Source organism: Actinopolyspora sabaoui, from assembly GCF_051225635.1.
In the GTDB taxonomy this organism is placed as follows: domain Bacteria; phylum Actinomycetota; class Actinomycetes; order Mycobacteriales; family Pseudonocardiaceae; genus Actinopolyspora.
Genome location: NZ_JBMIHH010000003.1, coordinates 103,644 through 119,360 on the forward strand (window position 1 = coordinate 103,644; position 15,717 = coordinate 119,360).

Genomic DNA, 15,717 nt, shown 5'->3' on the forward strand with positions numbered 1-15,717 from the left:
CGTGCAGGGCAGGAGTGTGAACAGTGACCGAGAACACCGATATCACGTCGCTGAACGGCGCGGAGGCGCTGGAGGCGATGTCGACGGTTCCGCCCGAGGAACAGCTGGGGAGCCGGATGGGCATAGCGGTGACCGAGTACGCCCCCGATCGTGTGGTCGGAACCATGCCGGTGGCCGGAAACCGGCAGCCCTACGGGCTGCTGCACGGTGGCGCCAACGCGGTACTGGCCGAGCAGCTCGGCTCCGTCGCGGCGGCACTGCACGCGGGAGCGGATCGGATCGCGGTGGGCCTGGAACTGTCGTGCACGCACCACCGGGCCGCGACCGAGGGAACGGTGACGGGGGTGGCGACGCCGCTGCACCGGGGTGGTGCCACGGCCACGTTCGAGATCGTCATCACCGACGAGCGCGGCAAGCGCACCTGCTCGGCGCGGTTGACCTGCGTACTGCGCGACAAACCGCCCGCGAACTGAAGGGGAGCCGGAACGGACGCAGCGCCCCGAACTGGGGCCTGTGCTCCGCGGTCGAGCCGCCTGGCCCCGGAAGACGTCAGGCGGCGCCGCGACGGATCCGGTGGTTCGAGCGGGCGCGGTACCCGCCGGTGGTCATTCCCCCGTGTCCATGCTGTCGAGCACGGCCTGGGCCACCGCCTTCATCGTGGTGCGCCGGTCCATGGCGGTTCGCTGCAACCAGCGGAACGACTCGGGCTCGGACATGTCGTGGTTGCTCATCAGCAGTCCCTTGGCCCGCTCGATCGTCTTTCGCGACTCCAGCCGCTCGGAGAGGCTGGCGGCCTCGGCCTCCAGAGCCTGCACCTCGGTGAACCTGGAGACCGCGAGCTCGATGGCGGGAACCAAGTCCCGCTTGGCGAAGGGTTTCACCAGGTAGGCCATGGCCCCGGCGTCCTTGGCCCGCTCCACGAGGTCGCGCTGACTGAAGGCGGTGAGGATCACCACGGGGGCGATACGCTCGCCCGCGATGGAGGAAGCGGCCTCGATGCCGTCCATCTTCGGCATCTTGACATCCAGGATCACCAGATCGGGGCGCAGCTCCTCGGCGAGGCGCACCGCCTCCTCGCCGTCACCGGCCTCACCGACGACCTGATATCCCTCCTCGCGAAGCATCTCCACCAGATCGAGCCTGATCAGCGCCTCGTCCTCGGCCACGAGCACACGGTGCTGAGTAGCGTTCGTCGCACTCGCCGCGTTCGGCTCCTCGGCAGCCGGCGTGGTCACCGGATCCTCCTGGATGAGTCTCGGGTCCGCCGATGCGGTCGCATCGGAGACTGCAGCTTATCGTCCTGCGCACCCCCACCACAGCGGCAGGGGCCGCACGAACGGGATCTCGCGTGGGGCATGTCAGGCGGGTGAGGTGAGGGGATTCCGCCGGGCGGAGCAGCTTGGTCCGGCCGGGCCGCACCGGAGGACGGAGCCCCGACCTCGGGACACGAGGAGGGCGCACACCCCACTGTCGAGCGATGATCACCCCTGCCGTATGCTGTATGCAGCAGCGGCCCCCGTAGCCCAATAGGCAGAGGCGGCGGACTCAAAATCCGTGTAGTGTCCGTTCGAGTCGGACCGGGGGCACCCTTCCTACCAGCCGAAAACGGCCGCTGCGCTGGGATGACGCGAACAGCGGCCGATCACGGTTCCTGCGTGTGACGCGATTTTCCGGTAGTTCGGCTGCGTCGTGGTAAGTGCTGTGCAACCTACGCCCCGGGCCCGGATGCGGCGAGCTCGATCAGGACGAATCGATGTTGGCCGCCCGGAACCGTTGTGCCGCCACCGCCTCGGTGTACTGCTCAGTGGTGAGATCGTTCTCAACGATGCCCAACGAGTTCAGCACCGTGCGCACCACCGCCAGTCCGGCCGGGACCTCCTCCGTCCGGCCGACCTGGGTTTCGACTTCGAGGAAAGTTCCCTCCAGCTCGGGAACGTGCACCAGAGTCGCGAGCAGCTCGTAGCCGCTTTCGGTGAACCGGTAGTTGCGGCAATGCTTGCTGAACGCGATTCGTTCGATCAGTCCGAGACCGCTCAACAGCGCTGCTACAGCAACCCCATCGGCAACCTCGGTCTCGTACTCGGGTTTGGAGCCGCTGGTGTGCACGGCGGGTTCCTTGAAGGTCAACACGGTTTTCGCGGAGCCTTCATCCGCCACGGTCCGCAGCCGCACCTCGTAGTCTTGGGCGGTTAGTTCTCCGGTCGGCTGGTCGAAGTACCGATCCCGGTAGGTCTGCACCTGTTCCGCAGCGCGCGAGGCCAATCGCTCGCGTACCGCATCCGGATGGCGGACATGCGCTTTCAGCTCGGCCTCTACTGCCACGGTGACTCCCTACACGATCCGAACGGCCTGGTTGCGCAGCTCACGGGTGAATCTGCGAAAACCTCGGTGTAACGCGCCGTGCGAACTTTCCGCAATCTTGTACATGCGTGAAGTGTGTCCTTCGTGGTTCTCGCCGAAGGCGGACACGAACTGAACATCGTCCAGAGTCAGCACTCGCCAAGTCGGGAGCATGTCGTAGAAATACACTCGCACATCAGTGTGCGCGCTCAGCTCTTCGAGACGCGCGACGCTGAGCTCTATACCTGATTTGAACACTCCCCAGCTCTCGCCGACCTCTCTGGCACGACGTTGCGCTGCCTCACCATTCGGGTCAAGCAACACAGCACTCACTGTGGGGCAACCACGACTGACGACTGACCGAAGCAGGGAATCATTCATCGCGACAATGCCCAGCCCGCGCACCGCCACAATCTCTATCATGCTCGCGGTGGCAGCCGCCCGCTGAATATCCGAGACGGCACTGGACTGTGATGGAAACGTCGCCAGCAGTTCCGCTTGGCCAGCTGTTCCCAAGTGATCCACTCCCGAAGGGCGTACTGGTGCCAACCCGAACAGAACTCGCACCTCGTCAGGCATATTCAGCCCATCGGCGATGCGTTCGTAGACGTCGAAGGCGGTAATTCGACGTGAGCCATTCACGATCTCACTGACACGTCCTTGAAGGATGTCAGTGGCACTGGAAAGCTGAGACTGCGTAGCTCCGGCCGAACGTTGCAACACGCGGAAAAGCTCTCCGACATCACGATCGCGGCACGCTTTCCGCAGGTCGTCGCGTTTCCACACCGGTTCAGGAACATTGAGCGAGTTCCACACGAGCGTGATCTTCTCACCATGAGAACCCCGGGTTGGAATTGGGAGGCCCCCGCACGGTGCCGATGCTGGAAGTGATGAAAGCGGCAATGGCGCACATCTGCCGGGGACCGGCCCGCTCGGTGTTGGAGGAGATGGAGCACGACATGCTCGACATGGACCCCTCGGAGGACAGGCACACGGTCTATTGGTTCACACCCGAGGGAGATGACTCCAACACGCGATGTTGACGCAGCCTCCCGAAGAGGGCGGGCCGGTCGACACGCTCGGCGGACACGGCTCCCGCGCGGTTCCCCCGAACTCCGACACCCCGATGCGCCCCACCCAGCAGTTTCACTCCTAGTGCTTCGACACCTATCTGCACTTGCCCACGCCCACCCACAGCTGGAAGCCCACGGAGCGACCCTCATGACGACGACACAAACGCGTCACTACTGGCTGCCGATTCCGGACAGAACCGGTTATCGCTGGACCCGCCACGCCTTTCGGGGCAAGCCGTGGGACGGGCGCACCCCCGACACGTCGGTGTGCAACGTCCCGTGCCCCATGGCCCAACCCAGTGAACTCGACTGGGTGCAGTCGCCCACCTGCCAGGACTGCACCAGGATCCTGCTGGCCGAACAGACCACCTGAACTCGACGACTCCTGCTCGTCCCCCTGCTCCTCGCTGAAACCCCACGAAAGGAGAAAGGCTTGGCTCCCCCCTTCCCACGTGAAGCCCGGTGCATCCGCGAGGCCCTGAACCGCACCGACCCGCAACGACGTGCCGAGTTCGACCGCGACTTCCAGGAAGCGCTGCGAAAAGTCGCCGAGGACTACAACACCGGTCACATCGACACCGTGCTCGACGACTGGTGGGGCACGGCCATCCTCGCCGAATACCCACCCACCGAGGAAGAAGAAGCGATCAAAGCTCGCGCCGACCGCGGTGACTTCTCCGGTCTGATCCGAGTCGACGAAACCGGCCTCGAATGGCGTCAGGACGCACACGGCAACCTGTGGCGCACCGACGACAACGGCGAGCTGTGGCGGGAGACCTCCGATGGCAAACGGGAAAAAGTCGAGGCGAACACGACTCCGGAGGAGAACTGATGGCTCGTCACTTCATCCAATGGAGCGATGTTCCCCGAGAAGCGTATCGGGCGCTGCCAACCAAACAGCGCAAAGCCGTCGACAAGCGCATGGAGCAGATCGCGGAAAACCCTCGGGACGACAGCAGATACGACAAGAAGACGGACCGATGGAGCACCACCGCTGACAACGGCGCCATCCTGATCGTGTTCGCACTCCACGACGAGACCCTGCGCATCACCATCCTGCGCCTGTTCTGACAGCTCCCTGACGCCTTCGCGCTCGGCCGCTCGTGTGCGAGCGGCCGAGCGCGAATTCTGCGGTTGTTCCCGGCTCGGTGCGGGGCTGTGCGGATATTCACGACACATACACGGCGGTTTTCGCCTTATGTATCGCCCGGTGCTTCCAGGAGCTTCTGAATCCGGTTTCGTGCCGCTTCTCCGCTGCCCGGTCAGCACCTCGACGTAGATCCGGAGAGGCACGTTGACGCTGTGTCCGGCCCATTCGACCACCTGGGTGGTACTCCGGCGACCGGCCAGGTGGGCACGGAGCATCCGAAGCTCATAGCCCCTCAGAGCACTGTTCCCACAGCCACTTCGGTGGCCCGTACACCGCACGCACGGTCAACTCGGTTATCTCCCCTTCGCCCGCGGCTCCGAACGGGCTCCAGCGAATCACTGTTTCCTCATTCGTATCCGTTCCCCAGGGGCGGGTCGAGCTGCGCCATACCCCACCGTCGAGTGTGTTCATCAGTCCATCCAGTACTCGATGGTGATCCCGCTCGAAGGTGTGCATCGACACCTGGGCTCGGTGCTTACCGGTATCGCTCTCACTCGTCTCCTCAGGAATCGCCCACGTCTTTCCCTCGGAAACACTGGACCGGATGTCGTCCAGCAGGATCCGAAGCGCATCCTCGGCAACAGCGCCCTGGGAACAACGCACCTCGGCGTTGACTAGGAGCCAGACCTGCCCCAGGACCCCCTGCAAGCCACTGAACACTTCGACAAATTCGGATAGCTGCTCATCGGTAAAGTTGTCGTCCGGCTGGTCATCCTCTTCGGGATCGTCATCCGTCTCGAAACGTGAGGTCTCGTTGTCGACGATTCCGAGCGGGTCGGCACCGAGCCGCACGTAGATTCCCTCGAACCGGCGGACACCCTTCGGTGCCGCCGCACCTTGCGGACTCCGCACCACTCCGATCGATTCGCGAGACCACTGTTCGACGATCGCGCTGTCCTCCGGAATCCCGAAGAAGCGGGCCGTATCCCGTCCCGCGGACAGCACCAGCTCTTCTTGAGTCGCACTCGCGTCACTCGCGCCGGTGCCCAGCAGTGCCGCGTGATAACCGTCCTCCGCACGAGCACCGGCCGGTAGTAGTTCGACCGCGTTCCCGTCCCATTCGTACAGCGGCTGTCGTATCAACCCGACGGCGGTGGTCAGATCCGCGGTCGCGAGCCACAGCTGGAGGCGAACCACTACCTCGTCCGGCTGGTCTGCGGCATCCGCGAACACCGAATGCACCCGCACCGAATCGTAGGTCTCACGTCTCCGGAACGGATAATCCGCTTCCGGGTAACCCTCACGTGCGTGCTTCGCGGTGAAACCGGATATCGACGACACGCACACCCCCAGTTTCGGGAAAAACCGAGGTGGAGCCACCAGATCGGCGAAGGATTCACCCTCGTCGTCTTCCTCGCCCCCGATAATCCTGTACCGGTCTTCCGAGAACCTGAACTTCTCGAGAGCCGGACAAGCAGCGGCGAGGAACGAATCGCCGATCGAGGACCGCCAATCACGGGACGTCACCGAAGTAACGACGGAGCTGTAACCCGGCCCGCCCTCCTCGATTCCCCTCGATTCCGTACGAAGCGTCGAGCAACCCAACATTTCGGCGATCGAACAAGATCTTTCCAGTGCTTCGGTGATCGTGTCGGCATCGACATCGAGGGAAACCGAAGTCACCATGTCGTTTTCGTCGAAGTGCATTTCACCCCCGAAGTACTCCCCTCGCTCCGCGTGCCATGTTCACCTTTCCGGCGTTTTTCCACGCGGGACAACCTATACCGGCCGGTAGATGTCGGACAAAATCTTTTCGGTGGAGCCGCACGCCGAACACCGGACACCCCTCGACCGGGCGGCACGCCGAGATGTACGGTCAAACTTGGTCATTCGCCCAAGACGATCGCCCAACTGATCAAGCGAGGTAGATGACAGCATGGCCGAATCGGCGAAGGACCGAGGTCGCGAAGCGCGCGGACGGTTGTTGCGCGCGGCGGCGGGGCTGATCACCGAACGCGGTTGGAACGGGGTGAGCACTCGCTCGGTGGCCGAACGGGCCGGAGTGACCGCCGGAATAGTGCACTACCACTTCGACTCGGTGAACGCGCTGCTGACGGAAACGGCCGTCGCGACGATGCGTGAAGCAACCGCGTGGCTGAAGACCGCCCTCGAACAGGTGAGTAGCGCGGACGAGGCGCTGACGACCCTGTTGGCCGCGCTGGACTCCTACGGCGGAAACGATCCGGAATCCGTGCTGTTCGTGGAGGCCTACCTCGCCGCTACCCGCGAGCCCGAATTACACGAGCGGATCGCCGCCGTGCTCACCGAACTTCGCACGGCACTGACCGACCGGTTCACCGCACACGGAATCACCGACGCCGAAACCACCGCCGCGGTAGTGGTCGCGAGCCTCGACGGCCTGGTGATGCACCGCGCCCTGAACCCCGCACTTACCCCCGGAACCGTCCGACCCGTGCTGCGCAGGCTGCTCATCACCGAACACCACAGCGAGGGCGATCGACGACACCACGAAACCGCCGACGACGCCACCACCGACAGGGGAGATCAACAGTGAAGGCGATCATCTGCGGAGCGGGCATCGCCGGGCTGACGCTGGCACGAGAGTTGTGCGAACGGGGCTGGGAAGTGGTGCTGCTGGAGCGCTCACCCGCTCCACGCACCCAGGGCTACATGATCGACTTCTTCGGTCCGGGCTACGACGCCGCCGAGACGATGGGGTTGTTGCCGCGACTGCACGAACTGGCCTATCGGGTCCCGGAGGCGTGTTTCGTCGACCGGAACGGCCGGACCCGCGCCCGGGTCGACTTCGAGCGGTTCACCGAGGCGTTGAGCAGTCGCATGGTGAACATCCTGCGGCCCGACCTGGAACGCGCACTGCGGGAAAACCTGCCTGCCGAGGTGGATCAGCGGTTCTCGACCGGTCCCGCCCACATCGCCAACCGATCCGACGGGGTGCGCGTCACGCTGACCGACGGTCGAGAACTGGACGCGGACCTGCTCGTCGGCGCGGACGGGGTGCATTCCACGGTACGAACGCTGGTGTTCGGCGAGGAGCGGAACCACCTGCGATATCTCGGTTTCCACACCGCCGCGTTCACCTTCCACGACCCCGAGATCCACGCGAGGCTGGGCGATCGGTACTTCCTCACCGACAGCGTCGACCGCCAGATCGGCCTGTACGGGCTGCGCGACGAAAAGGTGGCGGTGTTCGCGGTTCACCGGACGAACGAACCGACACTGCCCGCCGATCCCCGCGCCGCCCTGCTCGACCACTACAGCTCGCTTGGCTGGCTGGTTCCCGATGTGCTGCGCCGGTGCCCAGCGGCCGAGGACGTGTACTACGACCAGGTGGCGCAGATCGAGACGCACCGCTGGCACAGCGGTCGCGTGGTGCTGGTCGGTGATGCCTGCTATGCCGTGTCGCTGCTGGCGGGCCAGGGCGCGTCACTGGGGCTGGCCGGTGCGTACGTTCTCGCCGACCGGCTGCGGCGTGCCGCGTCGGTCGAGGACGGGCTCGAGGAGTACGAACAGCTGTGGCGACCGGTGGTCGAGGAGAAGCAACGGACCGCACGCAGCGGGGTGCGCTGGTTCCTGCCGCACACCAGCACGCAACTGACACTGCGCCGCATCGCGCTCGGACTGGCCCGACTGCCCGGAGTCGGTCGCTTCATCGCGAAATCACAGACGGGCAAGCCGGTAACGACCATCACCGAACTCAACCGGCAGGGTGGCACCACCGGTTTCTCGGCGCGACGGTGAGCGATGCACGGGAATCGGAGACCGCGAGGACCACGGAGACACGGCGGAGTCCGCAGGTGTCCGGAACCGTGACGGGAGCACTCTAGAATTCCCGTCGGCACGAGCGGACCGACTTCGGGAAGGACCCAGTGAGCCAGCAGGAGCCCAATCCCCCGCGAGCAGCGCAACCACAACCACGTCTGATGCGACAGGAGGGGGTGCGGCGCTCGGAGGTCGCGCCGATCGAGCTCTTCTTCGACCTGGTCTACGTCTTCGCGATCGTGCAGGTCTCGCACACGCTGCTGTCCCACCTCAGCTGGTTGGGAGTGCTGCAAGTGGCCCTGCTCTTCGGGGCCGTGTGGTGGGCCTGGAACTACTCGGCCTGGGCGATGAACTGGCTGGATCCGAGCAGCGGACTCGTGCGGGTCCTCAACGGGCTGCTGATGCTCGCCGCACTGGGCATGTCGCTCGGGTTGCCACACGCCTTCGCCGAGGACGGCCTGTTGTTCGCCCTTTGTTACGTGGGCGCCCAGGTGGGACGGGCGGCGTTCATGGCCGTGGCGCTGCGTGGGCACGTACTCGGCAAGAACTACACGAACCTGCTCGCCTGGAGCACCTCGGCCGGCGTGCTCTGGCTCGTCGGCGCGTTTCTCGACCCCACCGCACGGCTGATCGTCTGGCTGGTCGCACTGGTCGTGGACGTGGCTGCCCCACGATTCGAGTTCCGCTTCCCCGGTCTGGGAACCGCGCCGATGCACACCTGGCCCACCGACCCCGAGCACCTCGCCGAACGCAACCGTGGAGTCTTCATCATCGCGCTCGGCGAATCCATCCTGATCATGGGATTCACGCTCTCCGAACTCGAGCCGATCACCGTCCGCGCGATCGTGGCGACCCTGCTCGGTTTCGTCGGGTTGTTCGTGTTGTGGTGGGCTTACTTCGCACTGGCCGGGCAGGACACACAGGCGAGCAGGGGCGACGCGAGCACCAGCGCGCTGCGTTCGGCGTTCGCCTACGCCCACGCGCTGATGGTGGCGGGGGCGATAGTCGTTGCCGTCTCGATCGAGCTGCGCATCAGCCATGCCGAGACCGATCCGGCGGTGGTGCTGACCACTGTGGGAGGTCCACTGGTCTATCTGGCGGGTAACATCCTGTTCCTTCGTTCGCGGAGCGGTTCGGTGGCCCGCGCCCGTTACGTGGCAGCGGTGGCCCTGCTCGTCGTCGGTGTAATCGGGCTGGCACTCGGCCACACGATCCCTTCGCTCGCCGTCGGACTGGCCACCGTGGCGGTCATGGGGACGCTGGCGGTAGTCACCCAGCTCACGTCGAAGTCGAGTTCCTCGGAGACAGCGGCCTGACCGGACCTTCCGGCCCGAAGAGGACGTGAGCCGGGAACGGTCTTTCCGGTACGGCCATCTCGCCCGCGTCCGGCGTTCACCTGCTCAACTCCCCCAGCGTCCTTTTTCGCGGTTCACAGGCCAATCCGCGATGGCCCGGTAGCCGCAGAGCCCGCTCGGAGCGCGACGCGGTGCCCGGAGAAGCGAGCGGTCGACCTCTGGCACCGTTCGACACGATTCTCCATTGACGTGATACCGATCACTGTCTACTGTGCTATCGAAGCGCTTCGAAAAGCGGAAGTTCGCTCGGTGCGGATGAGAACAACTTATGCCAACGATCGCCGATCTCGCCCGGCAAGCCGGCACACCGATGAGCACCACGTCCTCCGTCACCAGCGGAGAGCGCTCCGTTCCGGAGAACACGGGCAACGGTGCGGCACGGATTGTTCACCGCTCGTCGCATATGCCCCGGCAGAGCGCACGGACGCCTGAATCCCGCTACGACGTAAGCGTCGTTGAGCTTCCGCCCCAGCAGCGAGGAGAACGTGCCGGGGACGGCGGATCACGCGGGAACGCGGGCTCGCCCCAGGGGCCTCGCGGGCTCACCCGGGCGAACGAGGCGACGCCCCCCCCCCACACCTCGCGACCGACAGGAACGCCACGGGACCGGAAGAAGGTGGCAACGGTGCGATTATCGGCAAGCATAATCGAATCGCTTCGACAACCTCGCTTCGGACGAAGCGGACTCGACCGTACGGCGGAAAACGGGAAGGCGGCGGAGGGATCGGGCGAACCCGGGCCACGCGGCCCTGGGGCGCCCCGTTCGAGAGCCAGGGTGATCACCATCGGTCTGGCACTGCTGCTGGTCACGGCGGGCTGCACGGGGGGAGTTGGCTCCCGTCCCGCCGACGTGGTGGTCGAGCTCGACCACTACACCAGCTCCGAGGCCAGCAGGCAGTTCCGATCGGTACTGGACCGGTGCGCCGAACGGTTCGGGCTGCGCATCCGCAGGCAGAACGTCCCGGTGGACCAACTGATGCCCAAGGTCCTCCGGGACGCCACGGCCCATTCCCTCCCCGACCTGTTGTTCGTGGACAACCCCGATCTGAAGACCGTGGCCAAAACGGGAGCGCTCACCGAGCTGGGCCAGTACGGGCTCAGCGGCGAGGGGTTCTATCCCGGAATCGTCGAGGCCGGTAGTTATCAAGGCAAGCTCTACGGCCTGGCACCCGGTGTGAACGGCCTCGCGCTGTTCTACAACCGCACCATGTTCGAACGGGCCGGGCTGGAACCACCGGAAACCTGGCAGGAGATGCGCGGCGCGGCCAGGGAGTTGACCGAGGGGTCGACTCACGGAATCGCGTTCTCGGCGATCGCCTCCGAGGAGGGGTCCTGGCAGTTCGAACCCTTCCTGTGGAGCAACGGAGGCGAACTCGACTCCCTGGACTCGCGACGGGGCGTCGAGGCGCTGCGATTCTGGTCCGGTTTGGTCGAGGACGGCCTGGCGTCGAGATCGGTCGTCAACTGGAACCAGAACGACGTCATCGACCGCTTCGCCAGCGGAAACGCCGCTATGATGATCAACGGTTCCTGGTCGCTGTCCTCCTTGGACGATTCCGGAGTGGACTACGGCATCGTCACGATCCCGACACCGAGTCCGGACATCGCTCCGAAGGTACCGCTGGGCGGTGAGGTCGGCGCGATCCCGGAGACCACACCGAAGCGGCAGCGGAACGCCGCGCGGGTGCTGGGCTGCATGCTCGAACGGGACAACATGCTGGATTGGACGAGCGACCACGCCTACGTGCCGGCACGAACGACGGTGGCCGAGCAGTACGCCGAGGATCGTCCCGTCATGAAGCCGTTCGTCGAGGAGGTGGCCACCGGCCGGGCCCGTACCGCCGAGCTGGGGCCACGCTACCGCGAGGTCTCACAGGGATTGGCCGACGCGATCCAGGCCACGATCGCGGGATCGACCAGCCCACGAAAAGCATTGGAACGGGCGGCACGCATCGCGGCGAACGCGGACTGACGTCGACGGTTTCGAGTGGATGGTTGCCATGACGACGAATACGCGAACGACGAGCGAAACCAGCAGACCGCTACCCAACCGCCGAAAAACGGGCGGCAATCGCGAAGGTCTGGTCAAGTGGACCTTCGTCCTGCCGATGATGCTGTTTCTCCTGCTGTTCTTCTGCTATCCGGTACTGCGGAACCTGACGATGAGCTTCCAGCAGTGGACCGTCGCCTCGTTCTACGAGGGCGGTTCCCCGTTCGTGGGGCTGGAGAACTACATCGCGCTGGTCACCGATCCGATCTTCGGTAAAGCGGTGTTGAACACGGCTCTGTTCACCGCGGGATCGTTGTTGTTCCAGTTCGTGATCGGACTGGGGCTGGCGGTGTTCTTCCAGCGGCGTTTCCCGCTCAGCGGAACGTTGCGCGGTTTGATGCTGCTGCCGTGGTTGTTGCCGCTGGTGGTTTCCGGCGCGGTGTTCCGCTGGATCTACGACGAGGGCTTCGGGGTGCTCAACCAGCTGCTGCTGGGGTTGCACCTGATCTCGGATCCGATTCCCTGGCTGTCCAGCACCCAGTACGCACTGACCTCGGCGATCATAGCCAACATCTGGGTCGGTGTGCCGTTCAACCTGGTCATCCTGCACAGCGGACTGCAGGCTGTGCCCGCTTCACTGTACGAGGCGGCGGCCCTGGACGGGGCGGGGCCGTGGCAACGGTTCCGAATGATCACCCTTCCGCTGTTGCGCCCGGTGATCGCCATCGTACTGATGCTGGGTCTGATCTACACCCTCAAGGTGTTCGACATGATCATGATCCTCACGGGTGGTGGCCCCGCCAACGCGAGCGAAACGCTGACCACCTGGTCGTTCGCCCTCTCGTTCGAGGAGTTCGACTTCGGGCAGGGAGCGGCGGTGGGCAACCTGCTCATCGTGATCGCGCTGGTGTTCGCGTTGTTGTACCTGCGTTCCATCCGGAACACGTTCAGTTCACAGGGAGAGCGAGGATGACCACCACGCGACGGGTCCTGAACACCGCTGTCGGAATCGTACTGGTGCTCGTGTTCCTCGCGCCGGTCTACTGGATGGTCAACGTTTCGCTGCAGAGCAGCGACGCGTTGCTACGGACACCTCCCGCCTGGTTCCCGTTCGACCCGACCTGGAGCGGTTACGCCGAGGCCCTCCGCACGCAGGGTTCGCATCTGGTGACCAGCCTGGTGATCGCGTTGGGAACCGTGGTGTTCACGCTGGTTGTGAGCGCGCCGGCCGCCTACGCCCTCGCACGGTTCCGGCTGCGCGGCACGCTCGCGCTGGTGCTGGTCGTGCTCCTGGTGCAGATGGTGCCCGGAATCGTGATGGCCAACTCGCTGTATCCGATCTTCAGTGGGGTCGGGCTGCTGGACAGCTATCCCGGCATGATCCTGGCCGATTCGACGCTGACCGTCCCGTTCGCGGTGCTGATACTGCGCACCTTCATGAGCGGGGTGCCCGGCGAACTGATCGAGGCGGCCCGGGTGGACGGTTGCGGCCAGTGGCGCACTTTCGGGTCCGTCGTGCTTCCGGTGTGCCGCAACGCGGTGATCACGGCAGGGCTGTTCAGTTTCCTGTTCGCCTGGGCCGATTTCCTGTTCGCCGTCAGCTTCACCACCGGCAACACCATTCAACCGATCACGGTGGGGATCTATCGCTTCGTGGGGAACCAGACGACGAACTGGAACGGCGTCATGGCCACCGCCGTACTCGCGTCGATTCCCGCCGCCGTGCTGCTGCTGACGGCACAACGCTACGTCGCGGCGGGGATCACCGGGGGCGGCGTGAAGGAATGACATATCGAGGTTCGCGGAAGCGGATCGTTCCGCGCCCCGGACGACCGGCTCCCGGAGCTCTGCGACACCACCGAGCCCTACCCGGCCCCGGCCCGGGTAGGGGCGCGATCGACCCGGCTACAGGAAGGCGGAATCATGCGAGGTGCCCACGAGAGCAACGGGGCATTGGAATGGAACCACGGCCAGGAGACCGTTCGGATCGAACCGTGGGGACGGGACAGCCTGCGGGTGCGAGCCGGATTCGCTCCGCTGGTCGACGATCTGCCCGGGGCACTCGTCGAACGTCCCGAGTCCGGCGAGGTTCCCGAGATCACCGTCGAGGACTCCCTCGCCCGGATCACCAACGGTGCGCTGGCGGCCGAGATCGACACGGCGGGAATGCTGCGTTTCGTCGACACGGGCGACGGCACGGAACTGCTGGCCGAGCAACCCGCGCACTTCTGGTGGCCCGGACCGCGACTGTACGGCTCCAGTTCGGGCAACAGCAGGCGCATGGAGCAGTGTTTTCGGGCCTACGACGGGGAACGGATCTACGGACTGGGGCAGCACACGCACGGACTGCTCGACCAGAAAGGGACCGTGCTGGATCTGGTGCAGCGCAACGCCGAGGTCTCCATTCCCTTCCTGCTCTCCAGCAGGGGGTACGGCTTGCTGTGGAACAACCCGGCGGTCGGCAGGGTCGAGTTCGCGCACAACGGGACCAGGTGGGTGGCCGACAGCACCAGGCAGCTGGACTACTGGGTCACCACTGGTCGTACGCCCGCCGAGCTGCTGGGGAACTACACCGAGGCCACGGGCCGCCCCCCGATGCTGCCGGAGTGGGCCGCGGGGTTCTGGCAGAGCAAACTGCGGTATCGCTCCCAGGAGGAGCTGCTGGAGGTGGTCCGGGAGTACCGGCGTCGCGAACTGCCACTTTCGGTGATCGTCTCGGACTTCTTCCACTGGACCCACCTCGGCGAATGGAAGTTCGACCCGGCGGAGTACCCGGACCCGGCAGCCATGCTGCGCGAGCTCGACGAGGCCGGAGTGCGCCTGATGGTCTCGATCTGGCCCTCGGTCAACCCGCTCAGCGAGAACTTCGAGCGAATGCGGCAGGAGGGGTTGCTGGTCGAGACCGAGGCCGGAGTGCCGTACCACGCACCATGGCGGGACAAGGGGTTCGACGTCGAGATGCCCGTGGCCTTCTACGACGCCACGAATCCCCGGGCCCGACGGTTCGTCTGGGACCGGGCGCGGGAGCACTACTACGACCTGGGAGTGCGGGTTTGGTGGTTGGACGCCTGCGAACCGGAGATCCGCCCCGGCACTCCGGAGAACCTGCGGTTCGCGGAGGGACCCGGCCGGGAAGTGTTCAACCTGTATCCCCTACGGCACGCCCAGGGATTCCACGACGGGATGCGGGACGAGGGCGAGACCGAGATCGTGTCACTGTGTCGTTCCGCGTGGGCGGGCAGCCAACGCTACGGGGCGGCGCTGTGGTCCGGTGACATCGACGCCACCTTCGAGTCGCTGCGGGCTCAGGTGCGTGCCGGACTGAACGTCGCCTTGTCCGGGATTCCCTGGTGGACCACGGACATCGGCGGATTCCACGGTGGCGATCCCGATTCGGAGTACTTCCGGGAGCTGGTGGTGCGGTGGTTCCAGTACGGGGTGTTCTGTCCGCTGTTCCGGCTGCACGGAAACCGTGATCCGCGGATGCCGCTGGGTCCGGAGATGACCGGTGGCCCCAACGAGGTGTGGTCCTTCGGCGAACAGGCCTACGAGTCGATCCGCGAGATGCTGTTCCTTCGGGAGCGGCTCCGGCCGTACCTGATGGAGCAGATGCGTGTGGCGCACGAACGCGGGCTGCCGCCCATGCGCCCGTTGTTCGTCGACTATCCCGAGGACGAGCGGGCGTGGGATGTCGAGGACCAGTTCCTGCTGGGGCCGGACGTGCTGGTGGCCCCGGTGACCGAGTACGGCGCACGGGAGCGTTCGGTGCGGCTGCCCCGCGGCGACCGGTGGGTCGGCGCCTGGGACGGTCGGACGTTCGACGGCGGCAGCACGATCACGGTCGAGGCACCACTGGAGACGGTGCCGGTGTTCCGCCGTGAGGGCGCGAGCGTGGAACTGGGCACGTAGCAGGGAAACCACAGTGGGGAGCTCCTCGTGCGTGGCGGGACGCTCGCCGCACGCACGGGAGCGCGATCCCGTTGTGGAATGCGCCCGGTTCCGATGGCGTCGACGCGGGTAGGCACCACCGGAACCGGGCGCACACGGCCACTACCGGCCGCGCTCCCG

16 protein-coding genes and 1 tRNA gene are annotated in these 15,717 nt (G+C 65.5%); 13 read left to right on the plus strand and 4 right to left on the minus strand.

Annotated features, from left to right (window positions below; all coding sequences use genetic code 11):
* Positions 1-77: 77 nt before the first annotated feature.
* On the plus strand, positions 78-473 hold the full coding sequence (locus tag ACOQFL_RS05600; protein ID WP_435543357.1) for a PaaI family thioesterase: 396 nt from the start codon (positions 78-80) through the stop codon (positions 471-473).
* Between the two features lie 132 nt (positions 474-605).
* Here ACOQFL_RS05600 and ACOQFL_RS05605 read toward each other — a convergent pair whose 3' ends face one another.
* A complete protein-coding gene (locus tag ACOQFL_RS05605) occupies positions 606-1,235 on the minus strand; it encodes an ANTAR domain-containing response regulator (protein ID WP_435543014.1) in 630 nt (209 codons plus the stop codon).
* A 277-nt stretch (positions 1,236-1,512) separates the two neighbouring features.
* Here ACOQFL_RS05605 and ACOQFL_RS05610 point away from each other — a divergent pair.
* Positions 1,513-1,586 (plus strand) — tRNA-Leu (locus ACOQFL_RS05610).
* A gap of 154 nt (positions 1,587-1,740) precedes the next feature.
* On the opposite strand, the gene ACOQFL_RS05615 is transcribed toward ACOQFL_RS05610, so the two are convergent.
* A complete protein-coding gene (locus ACOQFL_RS05615; protein WP_435543015.1) occupies positions 1,741-2,322 on the minus strand; it encodes a class IV adenylate cyclase in 582 nt (193 codons plus the stop codon).
* A gap of 9 nt (positions 2,323-2,331) precedes the next feature.
* A complete protein-coding gene (locus ACOQFL_RS05620) occupies positions 2,332-3,156 on the minus strand; it encodes a helix-turn-helix domain-containing protein (protein ID WP_435543016.1) in 825 nt (274 codons plus the stop codon).
* 56 nt (positions 3,157-3,212) lie between these two features.
* Between ACOQFL_RS05620 and ACOQFL_RS05625 the strand changes: the two genes are divergently transcribed.
* The 4 genes from ACOQFL_RS05625 (at position 3,213) to ACOQFL_RS05640 (ending at position 4,484) form a co-directional block, all read left to right on the plus strand.
* Entirely contained in the window at positions 3,213-3,383 is a 171-nt protein-coding gene (locus ACOQFL_RS05625) for a hypothetical protein (RefSeq protein WP_435543017.1), read from the plus strand.
* Positions 3,384-3,561: 178 nt separating this feature from the next.
* Entirely contained in the window at positions 3,562-3,786 is a 225-nt protein-coding gene (locus tag ACOQFL_RS05630; protein ID WP_435543018.1) for a hypothetical protein, read from the plus strand.
* A 60-nt stretch (positions 3,787-3,846) separates the two neighbouring features.
* Positions 3,847-4,245 (plus strand): DUF6247 family protein, encoded by a 399-nt coding sequence (locus tag ACOQFL_RS05635; RefSeq protein ID WP_435543019.1) that lies wholly within the window; start codon positions 3,847-3,849, stop codon positions 4,243-4,245.
* Complete coding sequence (locus ACOQFL_RS05640; protein WP_130466958.1) at positions 4,245-4,484, plus strand: hypothetical protein; 240 nt, start codon at positions 4,245-4,247, stop codon at positions 4,482-4,484. Before ACOQFL_RS05635 ends, ACOQFL_RS05640 begins: the two co-directional genes overlap by 1 nt.
* Before the next feature lie 301 nt (positions 4,485-4,785).
* Here the strand turns inward: ACOQFL_RS05640 and ACOQFL_RS05645 are convergent, their stop codons facing one another.
* Positions 4,786-6,210 (minus strand): hypothetical protein, encoded by a 1,425-nt coding sequence (locus ACOQFL_RS05645; protein ID WP_435543020.1) that lies wholly within the window; start codon positions 6,208-6,210, stop codon positions 4,786-4,788.
* Positions 6,211-6,439: 229 nt separating this feature from the next.
* Here ACOQFL_RS05645 and ACOQFL_RS05650 point away from each other — a divergent pair, with 229 nt between their 5' ends.
* The 7 genes from ACOQFL_RS05650 to ACOQFL_RS05680 all read left to right on the plus strand — a co-directional run bounded on the left by ACOQFL_RS05650 (position 6,440) and on the right by ACOQFL_RS05680 (position 15,558).
* The gene (locus ACOQFL_RS05650; RefSeq protein ID WP_435543021.1) at positions 6,440-7,078 is read left to right on the plus strand and encodes a TetR/AcrR family transcriptional regulator; all 639 of its coding nucleotides are present in this window, start codon (positions 6,440-6,442) and stop codon (positions 7,076-7,078) included.
* A complete protein-coding gene (locus ACOQFL_RS05655) occupies positions 7,075-8,283 on the plus strand; it encodes an FAD-dependent oxidoreductase (protein WP_435543022.1) in 1,209 nt (402 codons plus the stop codon). The genes ACOQFL_RS05650 and ACOQFL_RS05655 overlap by 4 nt, the downstream gene beginning before the upstream one ends.
* A gap of 182 nt (positions 8,284-8,465) precedes the next feature.
* A complete protein-coding gene (locus ACOQFL_RS05660) occupies positions 8,466-9,620 on the plus strand; it encodes a low temperature requirement protein A (RefSeq protein WP_435543358.1) in 1,155 nt (384 codons plus the stop codon).
* A gap of 814 nt (positions 9,621-10,434) precedes the next feature.
* Positions 10,435-11,631 (plus strand): sugar ABC transporter substrate-binding protein, encoded by a 1,197-nt coding sequence (locus ACOQFL_RS05665; RefSeq protein ID WP_435543023.1) that lies wholly within the window; start codon positions 10,435-10,437, stop codon positions 11,629-11,631.
* Positions 11,632-11,659: 28 nt separating this feature from the next.
* Entirely contained in the window at positions 11,660-12,622 is a 963-nt protein-coding gene (locus tag ACOQFL_RS05670) for a carbohydrate ABC transporter permease (protein ID WP_435543024.1), read from the plus strand.
* Entirely contained in the window at positions 12,619-13,437 is an 819-nt protein-coding gene (locus ACOQFL_RS05675) for a carbohydrate ABC transporter permease (RefSeq protein ID WP_435543025.1), read from the plus strand. Before ACOQFL_RS05670 ends, ACOQFL_RS05675 begins: the two co-directional genes overlap by 4 nt.
* 135 nt (positions 13,438-13,572) lie before the next feature.
* A complete protein-coding gene (locus ACOQFL_RS05680; protein ID WP_435543026.1) occupies positions 13,573-15,558 on the plus strand; it encodes a glycoside hydrolase family 31 protein in 1,986 nt (661 codons plus the stop codon).
* The last annotated feature ends 159 nt before the right edge of the window (positions 15,559-15,717 follow it).

What these genes read in the sequence shown, in the direction of transcription:
- ACOQFL_RS05645 (WP_435543020.1), bottom strand. Translation starts at nt 6,210, where the DNA reads ATGCACTTCGACGAAAACGACATGGTGACTTCGGTTTCCCTCGATGTC.
- ACOQFL_RS05660 (WP_435543358.1), top strand. Translation starts at nt 8,466, where the DNA reads ATGCGACAGGAGGGGGTGCGGCGCTCGGAGGTCGCGCCGATCGAGCTC.
- ACOQFL_RS05640 (WP_130466958.1), top strand. Translation starts at nt 4,245, where the DNA reads ATGGCTCGTCACTTCATCCAATGGAGCGATGTTCCCCGAGAAGCGTAT.
- ACOQFL_RS05630 (WP_435543018.1), top strand. Translation starts at nt 3,562, where the DNA reads ATGACGACGACACAAACGCGTCACTACTGGCTGCCGATTCCGGACAGA.
- ACOQFL_RS05600 (WP_435543357.1), top strand. Translation starts at nt 78, where the DNA reads ATGTCGACGGTTCCGCCCGAGGAACAGCTGGGGAGCCGGATGGGCATA.
- ACOQFL_RS05680 (WP_435543026.1), top strand. Translation starts at nt 13,573, where the DNA reads ATGCGAGGTGCCCACGAGAGCAACGGGGCATTGGAATGGAACCACGGC.
- ACOQFL_RS05675 (WP_435543025.1), top strand. Translation starts at nt 12,619, where the DNA reads ATGACCACCACGCGACGGGTCCTGAACACCGCTGTCGGAATCGTACTG.
- ACOQFL_RS05670 (WP_435543024.1), top strand. Translation starts at nt 11,660, where the DNA reads ATGACGACGAATACGCGAACGACGAGCGAAACCAGCAGACCGCTACCC.
- ACOQFL_RS05650 (WP_435543021.1), top strand. Translation starts at nt 6,440, where the DNA reads ATGGCCGAATCGGCGAAGGACCGAGGTCGCGAAGCGCGCGGACGGTTG.